The sequence below is a fragment of the Paenibacillus sp. EKM211P genome (genome assembly GCF_011066175.1).
Taxonomy (GTDB): domain Bacteria; phylum Bacillota; class Bacilli; order Paenibacillales; family Paenibacillaceae; genus Paenibacillus; species Paenibacillus polymyxa.
The window spans coordinates 1-18,578 of sequence record NZ_JAAMNS010000002.1 but is presented as its reverse complement, the minus strand read 5'-3'; the positions used below and the strand labels follow the sequence as shown (position 1 = coordinate 18,578).

At 45.1% G+C, this 18,578-nt stretch carries 11 protein-coding genes; 10 read left to right on the top strand and 1 reads right to left on the bottom strand.

What is annotated here, in order from left to right:
- The first annotated feature begins 8 nt into the window (after positions 1–8).
- The gene (locus tag G9G57_RS03075) at positions 9–281 is read left to right on the top strand and encodes a barstar family protein (RefSeq protein ID WP_016821490.1); all 273 of its coding nucleotides are present in this window, start codon (positions 9–11) and stop codon (positions 279–281) included.
- A gap of 222 nt (positions 282–503) precedes the next feature.
- Here the strand turns inward: G9G57_RS03075 and G9G57_RS03070 are convergent, their stop codons facing one another.
- Positions 504–1,064, bottom strand: a complete 561-nt coding sequence (locus G9G57_RS03070) for a carbohydrate binding domain-containing protein (protein ID WP_019687997.1) — start codon at positions 1,062–1,064, stop codon at positions 504–506.
- Between the two features lie 464 nt (positions 1,065–1,528).
- Between G9G57_RS03070 and G9G57_RS03065 the strand changes: the two genes are divergently transcribed.
- The 9 genes from G9G57_RS03065 to G9G57_RS03025 all read left to right on the top strand — a co-directional run.
- Positions 1,529–2,164: an MBL fold metallo-hydrolase gene (locus tag G9G57_RS03065; RefSeq protein WP_016821488.1), complete on the top strand. Its 636-nt coding sequence runs from the start codon at positions 1,529–1,531 to the stop codon at positions 2,162–2,164.
- A gap of 327 nt (positions 2,165–2,491) precedes the next feature.
- Positions 2,492–3,013 carry an antiterminator LoaP gene (gene loaP, locus G9G57_RS03060; protein WP_016821487.1) on the top strand — a complete coding sequence of 174 codons (522 nt, stop codon included), beginning with the start codon at positions 2,492–2,494 and terminating at the stop codon, positions 3,011–3,013.
- A 113-nt stretch (positions 3,014–3,126) separates the two neighbouring features.
- Positions 3,127–3,882 (top strand): 4'-phosphopantetheinyl transferase family protein, encoded by a 756-nt coding sequence (locus tag G9G57_RS03055; protein WP_228552566.1) that lies wholly within the window; start codon positions 3,127–3,129, stop codon positions 3,880–3,882.
- Positions 3,883–3,907: 25 nt separating this feature from the next.
- Positions 3,908–4,147: an acyl carrier protein gene (locus tag G9G57_RS03050; protein ID WP_016821485.1), complete on the top strand. Its 240-nt coding sequence runs from the start codon at positions 3,908–3,910 to the stop codon at positions 4,145–4,147.
- Positions 4,125–5,372, top strand: coding sequence for a beta-ketoacyl synthase N-terminal-like domain-containing protein (locus G9G57_RS03045; RefSeq protein ID WP_016821484.1), 1,248 nt, complete (start codon positions 4,125–4,127; stop codon positions 5,370–5,372). The genes G9G57_RS03050 and G9G57_RS03045 overlap by 23 nt, the downstream gene beginning before the upstream one ends.
- Before the next feature lie 15 nt (positions 5,373–5,387).
- On the top strand, positions 5,388–6,650 hold the full coding sequence (locus G9G57_RS03040) for a hydroxymethylglutaryl-CoA synthase family protein (protein ID WP_016821483.1): 1,263 nt from the start codon (positions 5,388–5,390) through the stop codon (positions 6,648–6,650).
- Positions 6,647–7,408, top strand: a complete 762-nt coding sequence (locus G9G57_RS03035) for an enoyl-CoA hydratase/isomerase (protein WP_016821482.1) — start codon at positions 6,647–6,649, stop codon at positions 7,406–7,408. Before G9G57_RS03040 ends, G9G57_RS03035 begins: the two co-directional genes overlap by 4 nt.
- Before the next feature lie 46 nt (positions 7,409–7,454).
- Entirely contained in the window at positions 7,455–8,204 is a 750-nt protein-coding gene (locus G9G57_RS03030) for a polyketide synthase (RefSeq protein ID WP_016821481.1), read from the top strand.
- A gap of 232 nt (positions 8,205–8,436) precedes the next feature.
- Positions 8,437–18,578 (top strand): non-ribosomal peptide synthetase (locus tag G9G57_RS03025; RefSeq protein WP_164964473.1); only part of this gene is annotated, 10,142 nt, incomplete at its 3' end.

The following is an 18,578-nucleotide window of genomic DNA, read 5'->3' as shown; positions in this document are numbered from 1 at the left end:
GCTTTATGATGGTTGTAATTATAAATGGAAATAACATTCATGGAAAAGAAGAATTACATGACACACTTCAAGCCCAGCTTGGATTAGACCAAACTTACGGTCGAAATTTGGATGCATTATGGGATTGCTTAACTGGCTCCATCCCGATGCCACTTACAATTCAATGGCTTGATTTTCACGCAAGCAGGAAATCCCTTGGAGAATACGCCGATCGTTTGTTGGATTTAATGCGTGAAGCCGAAGAAGAGGTGGAGAATTTTACTTTTGACGTGAAAGTATAATTATCTTTTTAAGATTTTCACTTTTAGTTAGGAGAACAAAGACGAATTGGGGACAGACTCTGGTATTTTATATAGATTACAGTATTCGCAGGTACACAGGACCAACGAAGCGCCTTACCGTTAATTTGCGGAGGAGGCACTTTAATTTTGGAAAAATTACATGCTATAAAATTCAGTTTAGTTTTGTGTTTTGTAATGATAATTCTGCTACCAAATGATTTATTATCTTAATCTGGATATAGATACATCATCCAAAAGAATGGTTGCAAAAGTATCCTGTGCTGTAACGCGGAACACTAAATCTCTGGAGACTGTCCCCGAATTCCCTGAGATTGAGAAGGTACGGGAGACTCTCTCATATTGTGATGAAGGTAGCGAGTTAAGCTGGATCGTGTAGGTTTGCTCTCCTAAACTAATTTGAAGCCGACCACCGAAAGGACTGATCAAATTACGTACCCAGAAGGTCACACGGTATCTTCTTCCTCTTCTCAGATCGGAAATCGTTTGTCTAAGCGAGACGCTGTGCCCCGGGTTAGCTGAGATTCTGACGGCTTGATTGCCACTGTGCGGGTTGGTTCTGGTAATAAAGATTTGACCTGTCACGTTGCTGACGTTTGCAATCCAAGGTGTCAAATCCTGATCTTCAAAGCCGCCGTTTCTAACAACAGCCTGAGTAGGCAATATTCTTTTCTTCTTCAATGCGTGAGGTTGAGATTGTATAGGGGATCTATTCATCCCTCTACGGACAGTAGCTGTACTTTTTCCAGTTTTTTTAGGTTTCATCTCAGCCAACTCTCTTTCAGTAAAAAATGTATTTTGTATTAGTAGTTTATGAAAGTGTGAATAATAGTGTTCATATTAAGAGAAACCAAAAATACCGCCGTATGGCGGTATTTTTTTTAGTTACGTAATTACAGCGAGAAAGAGTTTTACGACTTTATAGAGCAAAATCTTGTAACAGAGGGCCGAAGCCTTTCTATTGCATAAGTTGGTATAATCATTGGTACAGCAACTTTTGACAGAAAGACATCGGAGACGAGAATTATCCCGAAAAGCGCAGAAATGCTTGTTATTCAGGAACTCTTAGCAAAGACTACAACATAGCAAACGCATAGTGATGTAGATCAATTCAGCCGCATTTGAACTGTGAATTTGACGCACAAATTTGGATTTGGCCATGGGAAGGTGGGTTCAGTGAAGCTGATATGAGTCTGACATACCATATGGAACAGTTAAGAGTCTGTTTTATGAATTTTATTAACTATGTATATATTGTAATGGATAAGAAAACAGGAGACATTGCTATTGTCGATCCGTCATGGGATTTATCGAAAATAGAGTTATATCTTCGACAGTTGAATGGTAATCTCAGAGCCATACTATTAACCCATTCACATTTAGATCATGTTAATTTGGTAAATCCGCTCCTGGAAAAGTATAGACCGCACGTATTCATGTCAATACAAGAAATCGATTATTACCATTTTAGATGTGAAAATTTACATCCCGTTAAAGATGGGGATATTATCAAACTTGGAGAAACAGAAATTAGAAGTCTTTTGACCCCAGGACATACCGTGGGAAGTGTATGCTATCTTTTATCCAATCACTTGTTTACGGGGGATACCATTTTCATTGAAGGTTGTGGCTTTTGTGATCCGAATGGAGGAGATCCGAAAGACTTATATCATAGCGTTCAAAAAATAAAGCGAGAGGTTGATAGCTCCATTCAAATTTATCCTGCTCATTCATATGGTAAAGCACCTGGGTTCCCACTCAGTCACCTTATGGATGAAAATATTTATTTTCAATTTACGAGCATGAAGCCGTTTATTAATTTCAGAATGCGCCCCAACCAAAAAGGTTTATTCAATTTTAAATGAGTTGGTAAAAGGGGGCAGTTCTAAAGGGTGATGGGGCCTCTACCCCCTTAAATATAGACCGGGTTGTTGCCAAAATGGCAATTGACACTGTTTGAGCAGAGGATTATAATGGAAATATACTATTCCAATTATATGATTATATGAAAAATAAAGGAACTTGTTTGCGGTTAATCGCTGGCGGGTCACGTTAACCACTGATGAGGGACATATCGTGAGAGATTGTAGCTTATCAAGCAGGATAAGTGAAAGGGCGAAGCTATGCATACACTGGCAGCAGACATTATAGGGGTTGATTTTGGCAGTATGTTTTGTTAGGAGATGAGCGGAGTGAATTGGTACGTGCTTTTTGTGCGAACGGGTAGGGAAGAAAGGGTTAAACAACTTTTTAATAAGTGGTTTGATTCTGAAGTTTACAAACCATTTATACCGCTCCAGGAGAGGCTTTTTAAAGTAGCAGGAACAGTCAAGAAAGAATTAGCGCCTTTGTTCCCCAGTTATGTGTTTATTGAGTCCAACTTACCTGACTTGCAGTTCGTAACAAGTACAAATTCAATGATTTATACTTCCAGCGATATCATTCGTTTATTGAGATATTCGAAGTTAGAAGCTTCTATGCGAGATTGCGAGAGACAAGTTTTAGAGAGTTTATGCAATGATAGATATTGTATAGAATGCTCAACTGGAATTATTGAAGGAGACAATATACGTATCATAGAAGGGCCGCTTAAAGGAAGAAGCAGCATAGTTAAGAAGATAGACAGACATAAAAGACAGGCGGTTATTCAGCTAGAATTTATGGGTGATATCAGACTAGTGAACGTAGCTTTAGAAATTATTAGTAAAGTTTAAATAGAATAATCGTGGGGATATCTTCTCCATTTGGAAGCTTTCAGAGCCCTTAAGGCATTTGAAGGTTTTTTTGGTTTGTGCTTGCCTATTCATAGGGGGATATGCATGTGACCATGTATACGGAACAGCTCATGTTGAAGCGGGAAGATATCGTGATGAAGGCGGCTGTTAGTTTTGTACATGCAGTTTGCCGTGACGATGCTGCTCTCGATCCGGAGATTTTTCATTCAGATGAGTGTAGCTACTTTGAGAGCCTGCTATTCCAGCGCCGAAAATCCAACTTTCTGCTTGGCAGGCTAAGTGCAAAACAAGCAGCATCCGTGCTGTTAAGGGAGCAGAACCTACGCAACATAAGCGTGGAGACAGGTGTTTTCGGCCAGCCCTTGCTTCGAACTACCGGAGTCCCTGGTTACCAAGTGAGCATTGCCCACTGTGATGATATCGGGACCGCTGTTGTTTTTCCAGAAGCGCATCCTATGGGGATTGATATTGAGAGGATAAGTCCTAACCGAAATAAGACCATGGAAAGCCAATTGACGACGGAAGAAAGGGAAAGAATCGCAGCCGTGCGAGGAGTAGAGGAATACTCTGTTTTATTGACGGTTTCTTGGACGGTAAAGGAGGCGATTTCGAAAATATTGCGCACAGGCTTTACCGCATCATTGCAAGTGCTTGAAATTAACGAGATCAGATTTAATAGTGGATGCTTTCGGAGTACATTTTCGCATTTTCCGCAATATGCCGCCCAGTCGTATCGGTTGGGTAACTACATCTTTACTATTGCAGCGCCAAGGAAGACGGAATGGAGTATCAATATGTCTCAATTGTATGAGCAATTTAATCCGATTTTCCATCCAAGCTGTTTGTAAATAACCCAATTTTAGGAGGATATACATGCGTAAAGAAGAAGTATTCGAAATCGTTAAAGGTTGTATTTGTGAAGTTCTACCAGAATTAAACGATCACCAGTTTCAGTATGACGATCGCTTGGTAGATTTGGGTGCGGATTCGGTAGATCGAGCCGATATTGTAATGAAGTCTATGGAAGCATTATCTCTTAATATTCCGCGCGTTGAGTTATCTGGCGTTAAAAATGTAGGAGAGTTGGCAGATGCGCTTTATGCCAAATTATAAAGAGCCTGAGTTAGTTATTACGGGAGTTGGTGTTACTTCGTCGATTGGGCAAGGGAAGACTGCCTTTGCTTCGGCGCTGTTCAAAGGGCAACATGCATTTGGAGTTATGCAACGTCCAGGCAGAAAGGGAGAAGCTTCATTTATAGGTGCGGAGCTGCCATCTCTGTCTTATCCGGAGACCATTTCCAAACGAATGTTACGAACCGCATCATTTTCAGGACAGGTGGCAATGGTTACCCTTCAAGAGGCCTGGGATGATGCTCAATTGGATGACGTCGACCCTAGCCGCATAGGATTGGTGATTGGAGGCTCCAATTTTCAGCAACGGGAATTATTTCAAACCTATGAGGCTTATCGGGAAAAAATGCACTTTGTATCTCCGACCTATGGGCTGTCCTTTATGGATACTGATTTGTGCGGATTATGCACTGAGCAATTCGGTATTCAAGGGTTAGCGTATACTGTCGGCGGGGCTTCCGCGAGCGGACAAGTCGCCATCATTCAAGCGATTGAGGCAATTCAAGCAAATCGGGTTGATGTGTGCATTGCGATGGGGGCGTTGATGGATATTTCGTATTTGGAATGCCAGGCATTGCGATCCTTGGGAGCCATGGGAAGCGACCGATATGCCGACCAACCAGCAATAGCGTGTCGCCCCTTTGATAAGATGCACGATGGATTTATATACGGGGAATCTTGCGGAGTTATCGTCATAGAGCGGTCGGATTTTGCAATGAAGCGGCAGGGGAAACCTTATGCAAAGCTTGCAGGCTGGGATATGGGGATGGATCGGAACCGGAACCCCAATCCTTCTTATGATGGCGAGGTTCGAGTGATTAAAAGGGCCTTGGAGAAAGCGAAACTGTCGCCGGAAAAAATTGATTATATTAATCCCCATGGGACAGGCTCTGTAATTGGGGACGAGATCGAAATAAAGGCAATACAGGATTGCCAATTATCACATGCTTACATCAATGCAACCAAATCCATTATCGGGCATGGTCTGAGCGCAGCCGGGACGGTTGAAATTATTGCTACTCTTCTACAAATGAAAGAGTCGAAACTTCATCCTACCCGCAATTTGGAGGAGCCGATCAGAGTGGATTGCAACTGGGTGAAAAACGAGTCCATCCCAGCGGTTATTCACAATACTATGAATTTGAGCATGGGATTTGGCGGGATCAATACGGCCATCTGTATGCAAAAGTATGAGTCGGGCATTTAAGAAAGGGGGAGCATTATGGTATTGGTAGGAATAGAAGCAATGAATGTTTTTGGGGGCTCAGCCTATCTAGATGTCATGCAATTAGCGCAGCACAGACAGTTGGACCCTGCGAGATTTGAAAATTTATTAATGAAAGAAAAGGCTGTTGCCCTACCCTATGAAGATCCGGTTACCTTTGGAGTCAATGCGGCAAAACCGCTGGTGGACGCCCTCTCTGAAGCGGAAAAAAACCGCATCGAAATGCTCATCACCTGTACAGAATCAGGAATTGATTTTGGAAAATCAATCAGTACATATATTCACCACTATTTGGGACTGAATCGGAATTGCAGGCTATTTGAACTCAAGCAAGCCTGCTATTCAGGTACTGCCGGACTCCAAATGGCGGTGAATTTTATTTTATCCCAAGTCTCGCCAGGGGCCAAAGCGCTTGTTATTGCCAGTGATATCTCACGATTTATTGCCGCTGAAGGCGGGGATGTTTTGAGTGAGGATTGGTCTTACGCTGAACCAAGCGGAGGGGCAGGGGCTGTGGCCATGCTCATTAGTGAAAATCCTCATATATTCCAAGTCGATGCGGGCGCTAATGGATATTATGGCTATGAGGTGATGGATACTTGCCGGCCGATACCAGATAGCGAGGCCGGAGATGCGGACTTGTCTTTAATGTCCTATCTGGACTGCTGCGAGCAAGCATTTTTGGAATACCAGAAACGGGTACAAGGAGTGGATTATAAAGATACCTTCCAGTATCTTTCCTTCCATACTCCATTCGGTGGAATGGTAAAAGGAGCGCATCGCACGATGATGCGAAGGATTACTCAGGCCAAGCCCAATGAGATTGAGGCGGATTATGTACAACGTGTCAAGCCAGGATTGGAGTATTGCCAACGAGTCGGCAATATTATGGGTGCGACCTTGTACCTGTCCTTGGCAGGCACGATTGATAAGGGCACATTTGATTCTCCGAAGCGGATTGGTTGCTTTTCCTATGGATCAGGCTGCTGCTCGGAATTTTATAGCGGGGTAGTGATGCCGCAAAGCCAGGAATATCTGCGTCGTTTTGAGATCGAGCGTAATTTGAATGATCGGTATCAATTATCCATGGATGAATATGAATCCTTGCTGAAAGGCAGTGGCGCTGTACGTTTTGGAACCCGCAACACCAAACTTGATTTTCAATTGGTTCCTGGAGTGATCGATTCCGGGAAAGGGAGACAGCGATTATATCTGGAGGAAATCTATGAATTCCACCGCAAATATCGGTGGGAATCATGAATTATCAAACAATTCAGGTTCGGTTTCAAGAATCGATTTGTTATTTACGGTTTTACCGACCAGAGGCAAATAACACGATTAATAACACCCTCATTGAGGAATGCATGCATGTGCTTGCACTGTGTGAGGAGTCGGTTACGATCGTTGTTTTGGAAGGCCTGCCGGAGGTGTTCTGTCTTGGAGCGGATTTTCAAGGAATGTACGAAAAAATGGCAAATGAACATGAGCATGCACAGAATCCAGAACCACTATATGATCTGTGGTTAAAACTGGCGACAGGGCCCTATATCACGATTTCTCATGTGCGAGGAAAGGCAAACGCTGGCGGCATTGGATTTATTGCTGCCAGCGACATTGTGATAGCAGATCAGACAGCACAGTTCAGTCTGTCGGAATTGTTGTTTGGGCTTTTCCCTGCTTGTGTTTTGCCCTTTTTAGTACGCAGAATTGGATTCCAAAAAGCGAATTATTTGACATTAATGACACAGCCGATTATGGTTGAGCAGGCTCTTACATGGGGACTAGTCGATGCATATGATGCCCAGAGTGATACGGTGCTGCGCAAGCATTTATTACGCCTCAGACGATTGTCCAAAACGGGTATTTTACGCTACAAACGCTTTATGGACGAACTCAGCGATTTGCGTCAGTATAAATCACTGGCGCTGGCGTCCAATCAAGAGGTGTTTTCAGACGCTCAAAATCTGAAGGGCATTTTCCGATATGTCGAAACAGGTCAATTTCCGTGGATGGACTGATGGGCGTTTGCCACAAGACGGGATGCTGAGGGGGAAGTAGATCATCATGTCACAATCTGTGGTTGAGTTACTTGAGATCGAGCGAGGGATTATTCAAGTAACAATGCAAGATAGAGTTCATAAAAATACATTTACACTTGAAATGACTCATGGACTTAGAGAAGCGTTCCGTACGATCCAGGATGACTCGACCTGCAAAGTCGTAATTATAACAGGGTATGACAACTACTTTGCCACGGGTGGGACGCAAGAAGGACTATTGGCTATACATGAAGGAACATCAAAGTTTACTGATGAAAATATTTACTCTCTAGCATTGAACTGCAAAGTTCCAGTGATAGCTGCTATGCAGGGCCATGCGGTTGGTGGGGGCTTTGTCATGGGGCTATTTTCTGATTTCGTAATCCTGAGTAAGGAAAGTATGTACACGACTAATTTTATGAGATACGGATTTACACCAGGAATGGGTGCGACGTTCATTCTTCCCCAAAAACTCGGGTTCAGCCTGGGAGAAGAATTATTGTTAAATGGGGGGAATTACCGAGGCGCAGAACTGGAGAAGCGAGGAGTGCCGTTTCCAGTTTTGCCTCGCAAAGAAGTGATGAGCTATGGATTGGATCTTGCTAGACAGCTGGCCGAGAAACCCAGATTTTCATTAATCACATTAAAGGATCATCTGGTTGCTCCACTCCGTGCTCAGCTTCCCAAAATCGTAGAACAAGAGCTGATTATGCATGAGAAGACCTTTCACCAAGCCGAGGTTAAAGAACGAATCATCAACCTGTTTGGAAAATAATAACTTTTTCACATCCTTATTTATTTATATTTGTTGGACGCTTTTACGGTTTTTCATGGGAATCTGGAAACGAGTGTGAAAGGGGCGCATAGCCTTTCTCATCACTCGTTTTTTCTTTGCTACTTTCGTTAGGCAACGCTTCAAGCGTGAAACAGTAGCTCAAAATAGACATCGTGATAAGCATTTGGCTCATGTTGTATTTAAATTTTGTGTTTGAGGAGTTGGTGGATGAATGACACGTAAACATGATCAAAGATCAGACTTTAATATCCCGATCCTTTCTTTTATGGAAACTTGCCGGCAATTTCCTGAAACAGAGTTGTTTACTTTTGAGAATGAAGGAGAGCATCCTCACGTTCTTACGGGGACCACGCTTTTGCTGCAAGTGCAAACTTTGGGCAACATTCTAATGAAAGAACTGGCTGCGCAGGAAAGAGCGCTCCTTGTATTTCCTCAGGGTCTGGGATATATCAGCAGCATGCTGGCATGTTTTTATGCAAACATCGTAGCCATCCCTACACCCATTACACCAGCAGAGCCAGATGAAAAAATGCTTGAGAAAATAAAGCCTATTCAAACGGATTCCGGGGCTGTATGTATCATAACCAATACTGCCTTCAAAGCTTTTCTCCAAACACAACCGGAGTATAGAACGTTTCGTATCCTAAATATTGATGAGATTCTTCAAGAGAGCGCCGCCCACGTAGATATAAAGATGAGAATGCCAGCACCTGAAGATATGGCCCTTTTGCTATACACATCAGGCTCTACTTCACTGCCTAAAGGTGTAATTCTCAGCCATAGATGTTTGATGAATCAGGTTAAGGCTGAGCAATGGAGAATTGAACAAAATAGCCGTATCGTTTCCTGGATGCCGCAATTCCATGCTTTTGGACTGCAAAACAATATTTTGGTACCGCTATTGAATGGCGCCTCAAGCATTATTCTCCCGCCAGAAAGCTTTGCTAAAAATCCGGAGCACTGGATTCAGATGATTGACAAGTATCAGGCTACCCATACGGCTGCGCCAAACTTTGCATTCGATTACTGCTGCTCCACCTTGGACGTAGCTTCACTACAGGAATATTCTTTGCACCATCTTCAAGCTATTATATGTGCAGGTGAGCCCATTCGGAAGGAAAGTTACGAAAATTTTGTCCATCATTTCCGGGCATTGGGGCTTAAAGAAGATATATTTTGTCCTCTTCTTGGCTTATCTGAGCTGTGTCCTGTTACCAGTGTAAAACCGGGCCAGTCGATGAGATTTCTTAATTTGGATATTCCTAGCTTGGAGCAAAGAAGAGTCCAATACACAGATGAGAAGAACCCATCGAAGTCCGTTGTCAGTTGCGGGGAGATCGAAGCTCCGACAGAAATACGGATTGTTCATCCTGAAAGTCATATGCTATGCCTGCCAGAGGAAATCGGCGAGATTTGGATTAAATCCGATCGGATGGCAGAGGGTTATTTAAATAGGAAGCAAGAAACGGACAGCACTTTTGAGGCGGTACTTTCCAGTACACAAGAAGGCGGTTTTTTCCGTACAGGTGACCTTGGCTTTATTGCAGACAATCATATTTATGTCATCGGCAGAGAGAAGGAAGTCATTATCGTTCACGGCAAAAATCATCATCCTGTCGATATTGAATGGACCATCCAAAAGAATATGCCGGAGTTGACCTTGCCTATCGCTGTATTTGCCTCTGAAGTCAAAGGCCAGGAAAAGGTAATCGTCGTACAAGAGATTGAAACGTCCCTTCATGAGCAGGAATATAAACGACTGGTCGAAAAGATGTTAAATGCCGTATCTGGGACACATCAACTTGAGATTTATGATATATATTTGCTGCCAAAAGGTAGTATTCCCAAAACGGGGAGCGGGAAAATTCAAAGAAAGGTTTGCCGTAATGCTTACATCAAACAAGAGCTTAGGGCACTTTATCAATATCGGAGTGCATTCTCAACAGCGCATTCGGGTATTGGAGAAACGGATGCTACTGTAGACGCTGTTTCGTTGATACAGCTGAAGATTCAGGAATATATGGTGCAATTTTTGCAACAGGAACTGAATTTGGAGTCCGAGGCAATGGATTTGAATAAAAATATTCACGGTTATGGCATCGATTCCATGCTTATCATGAAGCTCATACGCGGCATTGAAAAATCTTATCCGATCAAGGTTAATGCAAGAGAAATTCTAGAGTACCCAACGATTCAACTACTATCGGCTTATTTAGCCAAAAAGATTGAAAAAGATAAACCGGTTGTAGAGATCAAGACCGAAACAATCCTGCATGGTTTGCAACGGACTCCACTTTCTGAAGTTCAAAAAGGGTTGTGGCTATTACATAAAATGTCTCCTGAAATAAATGCTTACAATGTACCAATATGTCTCCGATTTAATACGAAAGTTGAGATAGAGAACGTTAAACAGGCTTTCCACACCGTTTTAGAGCAATATCCTATTCTAAAAAGTGTGATTGAAGAGGATAACGGGACACCTTATCAAAAGCTGGAGTCTGCTCAGCCGTTCAATATGCAGATAGAGGATATTTCAAGCTTGAAAGCGGATGAAATCATTCCCTTTATTCGGAGCAAGGCAAAGCAGCCATTCGCGCTGGAACAGGACCCTTTGATGCGTGTTTATCTGATGTCCAGGTCCGAACAAGAACATTTCATACTGGTGGTCATCCATCATATTATTTTTGATGGTAGTTCTTTCATCCTTTTTATTCAAAGCTTTTTAGATGCATATAAGGACTTGGGACAAGGAAAGAGACCAGTCGTTTTACCACCTGCCGCGAGCTATAGCGATTTTGTGGAATGGGAACAAACGATGCTGGCGAGTGCAGAAGGGGAAAAGCATTTTTCCTATTGGAAGCAACAACTGTCGGATGCTTTACCGACTCTAGAGCTTCCATATAACCGCTCAGGTTTTCTGACTCCGAGCATGGAAGGACAAACATACACCAAGCGGCTTCCAGTTGATTGGGTCAATCGGGTAAAATCTTTCGCCCGTACGCAATATATGAGCTTGTCTACCGTCTTGTTAGGTATGTATGTGATATTGCTTAACCAGTATTCGAAACAGGAAGACATCATCGTTGGAATGCCAGTTATGATACGACCAGAGGAGCGTTTTGACCAATTAATCGGATATTTTGTCAATATGCTTCCAATACGCAGCCAAGTGTCCGAAACAGAGACATTCCTGGATTTTATGAAAAAATTGCAAATCACCGTAGTCAATGGGATGGATCATGCTCCTTATCCTTTTCCGGCTCTGGTTCGAGCATTAAATGTGCCACGTTTGCAGGCGAGCTCGCCTGTTTTTCAGGCAGTTTTTTCTTACCAAAATTTTCTGCAAACTTCAAGCTTGCAGCAGCTTTGTGCGCCGTATAGCGATAGCTTTACCGTTGAGTTGGTAGAGGAAATTCACCAGGAAGGTGAATATGAGCTGGTATTGGAGCTGCTGGAGCAGGAAGAAGAGCTGACATTAAATATCAAATACCGTTCCGGTTTGTTCGATGAATCAACCATCGTACAGATGGCTGAGCGTTACATCGGATTAGCGGAAGCACTTATGAGCAATCCTACGGCTGCCCTGCAGGACTATTCATTACTTTTGCAAGAGGAAAAGAACAGCGTCCTTTATGACTGGAATGCGACCGAAATAAGTTATCCAGATAAATGCTTCCCTGAATTATTCATTAAACAGGCAAGGAAAACGCCTGACGCTATTGCAGTCGTGTATGAAGAACAATCACTTACCTATAGGGAATTAAAAGAAAAGAGCACATTGCTCGCTCTATATTTGCAAAATCAGGGCGTTACCCCTGATACGCTGGTAGGAATTTGCATGGAACGGTCTTTAGAAATGGTCATTGGGCTGTTGGGAATCCTTCTGGCGGGAGGAGCCTATGTGCCGCTTGATCCGGACTATCCAGAGGACAGATTGGAATACATGCTGCAGGACTCCAATACTTCCCTTGTCATTACGCAATCGGAATTGCTGGAAAAAGTATCTCGGCTGGCAGGGAGTCATGTGAACTGCATTGTTCTTGATAACGAATGGGATCTTCTGACAAGTAGTATAAAGGGGAGAAAGACACTCAAACGGGAAGTGCAGCCTAGCCATTTGGCATATGTGATATATACCTCTGGAAGTACAGGGAAACCCAAAGGGGTCATGATCCCGCACAAAGCGTTGACCAACTTTCTTCTTTCCATGGGAGAAAAGCCAGGCATAACAGAGCAGGATAAATTGCTTGCAGTGACAACGTATTGCTTTGACATCGCGGGGCTGGAATTATATCTGCCTTTGATTAAAGGCGCTCAATGCTATGTTTGCAGTTCTGAAAAGGCTAAGGATGCCGAAAGACTCAAGCAGGAGATTCAAAAAATAAAACCGACAATGATGCAGGCAACGCCTGTGACCTGGACCATGCTTTTTCAAGCTGGCTGGAAGAACGAAGAGAACATGAAAATGCTCTGTGGCGGAGAAGCACTTTCGGAAACATTGAAATCTTATTTTGTGCATAACAACGGTGACGCATGGAATATGTTCGGTCCGACTGAGACGACGATTTGGTCTACAATTCAAACGATTACCGCCGACAAGCCGATTTCGATCGGTAAGCCTATTGCCAACACCCAGATTTATATTTTGGATCAGCTCCTTAGACCTGTACCTATCGGATTTCCGGGTGAACTTTTCATTTCGGGCAATGGCTTGGCCAGAGGCTATCTGAATCAGCCGGTGCTTACGGATGAAAAGTTTATTGACAACCCATTCAAGCCCGGAACTAAGCTCTATAGAACCGGAGATTTATGCAAGTGGCTTTCTGACGGTTCCATTGAATATTTGGGTCGGATGGATTATCAAGTGAAAATCCGCGGGTTTCGAATTGAGCTAAGTGAAGTTGAAGGTCAGGTCAGAACATATCCGGGAATTGATGAATGTGTCGTGATCGCCAAGGAACAAGGAGGGGATAAGCAGCTTGTCGCCTACTATTTACGCAACAACTCTCAGTTCGGGGAATCCTCACTTGATCCGAAAGAAGTACGAAATTATTTAAAAGCATTCTTGCCTTATTATATGATTCCAGCATTCTTTATCGAACTGGACAAGCTGCCATTGACCCCGAATGGCAAAATAGATCGGAAGGAATTAATGGGTCGTAGGGTCAAGCTGGCGACAGCAACAAGAAAAATCCATTTGCCGCAATCGGATGTTGAACAACAAGTTTTAACAATATGGAAAAAGCTTCTGGATATCGATCATCTAAGTACGGATGATGCTTTTTTCGACGTGGGCGGAAATTCTTTTTCAGCCGCAGAGATGATTAGAAGGATCAAGGACAAGCTGGAATGTGATATTTCGGTGACAGCATTGTTCAAGTATCCAACGGTTAGGGAACTTAGTGCCTATATTACGAAAGTAAAAGGCGAGGCACCAGCTTCTGCAACAGAACAAACAGATACCGCTAAAAATACCATTTCACAGGGATTAGACTCGGAGGAAGATGAACATAAACCATCCTACCCTGATTATTATGAGGATAGTATCGCAATCATAGGAATTTCATCCCATTTTCCGGGTGCGAAAAACCACGTTGAGTTTTGGAGCAATTTGAGGGCAGGGGTGGAAAGTGTCCGGTACTTTTCTGAGGAAGAACTAGCCCAGTTAGGGCTGGAGAGAGAGATTGTCGAGCATCCACACTTTGTGCCCGGACAATGCACGATTGAGGGGAAAGAGTATTTCGACCCTGAGTTTTTTAATTTATCCCAGAAAAATGCAGAATTTATGGACCCTCAGATGAAATTACTGCTACAGCATGCATGGAAGGCTGTCGAAGATGCTGGTTATGTCTCCAAGGAAATTCCTGAGACCAGTGTGTATATGTCGGCGAGCAGCAGCTTTTATCAAGCCTTTATTCCTAATTTGGCATCGCAATCACCTAATGTCCTGAGGAATGCGGATGAATATGTAACCTGGATTTTGGCACAAGGCGGGACCATTCCTACTATGATCTCTCATAAATTAGGATTTAAAGGTCCTAGCTTATTTGTGCATTCCAACTGTTCTTCTTCGTTAGTCGGACTTCGTCTAGCTTCGCAAAGCCTGTTGTCTGGTGAAGCAAAATACGCCTTGGTTGGAGCGTCAACAATCTTTCCTTTCAACAGCTTAGGTTATGTGTATCAGCCTGGCTTGAACTTTTCTAGTGATGGCCATATTAGAGCTTTTGACGATTCGGCAGACGGAATGATTGGCGGAGAAGGGGTTGGAGTTGTTCTACTGAAAAAAACGCTGGATGCCATTAGAGACGGTGACCATATTTATACGATTTTACGAGGGGTTAGCGTGAACAACGATGGGACTGACAAACTAGGGTTTTATGCTCCAAGTGTTAAGGGTCAATCTGAAGTTATTCAGAAGACGATCGAATCAACCGGAATTCATCCCGAAACGATCAGTTATATTGAGACACATGGAACCGGAACCAAATTGGGCGATCCGGTTGAATTTGCTGCCTTGAATGATACATTCAGGCAGTATACAGCCAAAAAACAGTTTTGTGGTATTGGATCGGTCAAAACCAATATCGGACATTTGGACACTGCAGCAGGTTTGGCGGGGTGTATTAAAGTCGCTTTAAGCTTATACCATAATGAGATTCCTCCTACGCTTAATTATGATACACCCAATACCGATATCCATTTGTCTGAATCGCCTTTTTATGTTGTTGATAAACTGCGGAAATGGGAACAAGCGTCGGCTCCCCATCGAGCGGCGCTGAGCTCTTTTGGCATAGGCGGAACGAATGCTCATGCTATTTTCGAACAATTTGTAGCTAATGATGAACCCGAACGTTCTAAATCCAGTTTGGTGAACGATGCTGCTGAGTATCTTATTCCTTTGTCTGCCAAAAATGATCAGCGCCTTAAGGCATATGCTGGGGACCTCTCGGATTTCTTGACAGCTTCTCAAGAAATCAATTTGTCGGATGTATCTTTTACGCTTCAAACAGGACGAATGGCAATGAAAAGTCGGGTAGCGTTTATCGTCAGGAATACGAGCGAGCTGGTGCAAAAATTGGATTCGTTCGCGAATGGACAAGAACATATCGAGAATTGCTGGAGGGGAGAAAATAACCAGCAAGATTCAATGCAATGGTTTGAACAGGAAGAAGTGTTCAAGGAATTAGTGAGCAAATGGATCTCAAATCGTGAAATGAACAAGCTGGCAGAGCTATGGGCCAAAGGCTTCTATATCGATTGGAAGTTGCTGTATTACGATATCCAACCGAAAAGAATCAGTCTGCCTACGTATCCTTTTGCTCAGCAACGCTGTTGGGCTCCTGAGGTTGAGGCTGGAGCAGCAAGGGTCAGAGCAGTGGCGGAAGCACCTGCGACTGCAGCCAGCCAAACTCTGATGTTTGAGCCAGTCTGGAAGGAGCAGGACGTAGCGCCGGAGGTCGAAGCCCTTGCCTACGACCGCCGTATCATCTTACTGTGTGAGCCGGACGAGGCCTTACCTGAACGGCTTGAAGCGCGAGTGAACGGAGCGGCACAGGTCTTGGCCTTCTCATCTGGGAAGAGCCGGGTGGATGAGCGGTTTCAGACCTATGCAGTTCAGGCCTTTGAGAGCATCCAAAGCCTACTCAAAGACAAGCCTGCCGGAAGGGTGCTGGTTCAGCTTGTCGTGACGGCGGCTGGAGAAGGACAGCTCTTTTCAGGGCTTTCGGGTCTGCTGAAGACCGCCCGACTGGAAAATCCAAAACTCATCGGGCAATTGATCGAAGTGGAACAGGGAGAACTTGCGGAAAGCCTGCTGGCGAAGCTGGAGGAAAACAGCCGCAGTCCGTTGGATGGATGGATTCGCTATGAGGGCAGTCAACGCAAAACCGCTTGCTGGAACAGGTTGGAGCCATCTCGGTCAGATGAGGAGCTGCCATGGAGAGATGGGGGCGTGTATCTCATCACCGGCGGCTCTGGCGGCCTGGGGCTGCTTGTTGCCGAAGAACTGGTTCGACACACCCGAACAGCGACCTTGATCCTGACAGGGCGGTCGACACTGGACGGCAACATACAAACCCGGCTGAAGGAGCTGGAGTCCTTAGGGGCCAGAGTGGTGTATAAGCAGGGGGATATCACCGACAGGAACACGGTTACCAGCTTGCTGGAAAGCATCCAGGAAGAATTCGGGCGTGTTCACGGGATTATCCACTGTGCTGGGGTCATTCACGATAACTTCATTCTCAAGAAAAGCAGGGAAGAATTTATCGAGGTGCTGGGGCCGAAGGTCCAAGGGCTGGTCCATCTGGATGAGGCAAGCAGCGGCCAGGATCTGGACTTCTTCATGCTCTTTTCCTCCATCTCGGGCAGTCTGGGAAATCCGGGACAGGCCGATTATGCCACCGCCAACGCCTTTATGGATGCGTACGCAGCATATCGGAATACCCTGGTGGAAGCCCAGCAACGGCGGGGCCGGACGCTATCCATCCGCTGGCCGCTGTGGAAAGAAGGCGGAATGCGGATCGATGCGGACACGGAAAAGCTCATGAGACAAAATATGGGCATCACGCCTCTACAGACCGAGTCGGGCATTCAGGCGTTGTACCAATGCCTGACCTCAAGCAAGGATCAGGTGATGATCCTGGAAGGAGAGCCCAAGAAAATCAAGGCCTATCTGGCGAAAGCCGTCTCGCAGACCGATGTTCGAGCGGTAGAGGCAGCTGGATTGAAGCTGGATGCGGGTTTACTGTACGATAAAACCTTGTATCATCTCAAGGCGCTATTGGGAGAGGTGACCCGGCTGAGCGTCGGTAGCATTGAAGCCCAAGAACCGCTAGAGCGTTATGGGATTGATTCGATTATGATTACCCAGCTCAATGCCAAGCTGGCAGAGTCTTTTGGCGAGCTATCCAAGACGCTATTTTATGAGTACCAGACCCTGCGTGCCCTGGCAGAACATTTAGTGGCGGAATATGCACCGGAGTGCATGCAATGGGTTGGAATGAGCACGGACAAGGAACGGGTAGAGGAAACGGCTGCGACAGCCCAGTACGCTGAAGAAGAAAGCACGCAAATTGCGGGGCAGACGATAGCGGAAGAGGCGGCAGCGAAGTCCAGCCGAAGCTACGTGGAGCCGATTCGAAGCTACGCGGAACTTGGCGCAGAGGAAACACGAGAACCGATCGCCATCATTGGCATGGCAGGAAAGTATCCAGGTTCGAGGGACATGAACGAATATTGGGAAAATCTCAAGGCAGGAAAGGATTGTGTCAGCGAAATCCCGCAGGAACGCTGGAAACTGGAAGAATTCTTCCAGCCTGACAAACAGGAAGCGGTGGCTGATGGGAAAAGCTACAGCAAGTGGGGCGGCTTTATCGAAGGCTTTGCGGAATTCGACCCATTGTTTTTCAATATTGCACCGCGAGAAGCCCTCAGCATGGATCCTCAGGAAAGGCTGTTTATTGAAGCTTGCTGGGAAGCGATGGAGGACGCAGGCTACACCAGAGAACAGCTTGCGGTACGACATAACAGCCGTGTAGGTGTGTTTGCGGGAATTACCAAAACGGGCTACGAGCTTTATGGGCCGGAATTATGGAAGATGGGGGCCAAAATATTCCCCCAAATATCCTTTAGCTCGGTAGCCAACCGGATTTCGTACCTGTTTAATTTGCAGGGGCCGAGCATGCCGGTGGATACGATGTGTTCGTCCTCGTTGACTGCGATTCATGAAGCGTGTGAGCATCTGTACCGCGGAGAATGCGAGTTGGCCATGGCAGGAGGAGTGAACCTATATCTGCATCCGCTGAGTTATGTCGGACTTTGTGCGAATCAGATGCTGTCCGTAGACGGACAGTGCAAGAGCTTCGGAAAGGGAGGCAACGGCTTTGTCCCAGGAGAAGGTGTGGGGGTCGTGCTATTGAAGCCGTTGTCGAAGGCGATAGCAGATGGGGACCCAATCCATGCGGTCATCCGGGGAACGAGCATCAACCATGGAGGCAAGACCAACGGGTATACCGTGCCTAACCCGACTGCTCAAGGGGAGCTAATCCGGTCGGCTTTGGAACGAGCCGGGGTACATGCCCGGACCATTAGCTATATCGAAGCTCACGGAACTGGCACAGAACTGGGAGATCCGATTGAAGTAACCGGTCTGACCCAGGCCTTCAGAAAGGACACGGCAGACAAGGGATTTTGCGCCGTGGGCTCTGTGAAGTCCAACATCGGACATTTGGAGGCGGCAGCGGGCATCGCAGGGATTGGGAAAATTGTCCTGCAGATGAAAAACCGGACACTGGTTCCCAGTCTGCATGCCCAGGAACTGAATCCGAACATTCCTTTTGAGCAGACGCCGTTTGT

Bases quoted from the DNA above. Each gene is read 5' to 3' on its own strand.
- G9G57_RS03075 (WP_016821490.1), top strand. From the start codon at position 9: ATGGTTGTAATTATAAATGGAAATAACATTCATGGAAAAGAAGAATTA.
- G9G57_RS03070 (WP_019687997.1), bottom strand. From the start codon at position 1,064: ATGAAACCTAAAAAAACTGGAAAAAGTACAGCTACTGTCCGTAGAGGG.
- G9G57_RS03065 (WP_016821488.1), top strand. From the start codon at position 1,529: ATGAATTTTATTAACTATGTATATATTGTAATGGATAAGAAAACAGGA.
- G9G57_RS03055 (WP_228552566.1), top strand. From the start codon at position 3,127: ATGTATACGGAACAGCTCATGTTGAAGCGGGAAGATATCGTGATGAAG.
- G9G57_RS03050 (WP_016821485.1), top strand. From the start codon at position 3,908: ATGCGTAAAGAAGAAGTATTCGAAATCGTTAAAGGTTGTATTTGTGAA.
- G9G57_RS03045 (WP_016821484.1), top strand. From the start codon at position 4,125: ATGCGCTTTATGCCAAATTATAAAGAGCCTGAGTTAGTTATTACGGGA.
- G9G57_RS03040 (WP_016821483.1), top strand. From the start codon at position 5,388: ATGGTATTGGTAGGAATAGAAGCAATGAATGTTTTTGGGGGCTCAGCC.
- G9G57_RS03035 (WP_016821482.1), top strand. From the start codon at position 6,647: ATGAATTATCAAACAATTCAGGTTCGGTTTCAAGAATCGATTTGTTAT.
- G9G57_RS03030 (WP_016821481.1), top strand. From the start codon at position 7,455: ATGTCACAATCTGTGGTTGAGTTACTTGAGATCGAGCGAGGGATTATT.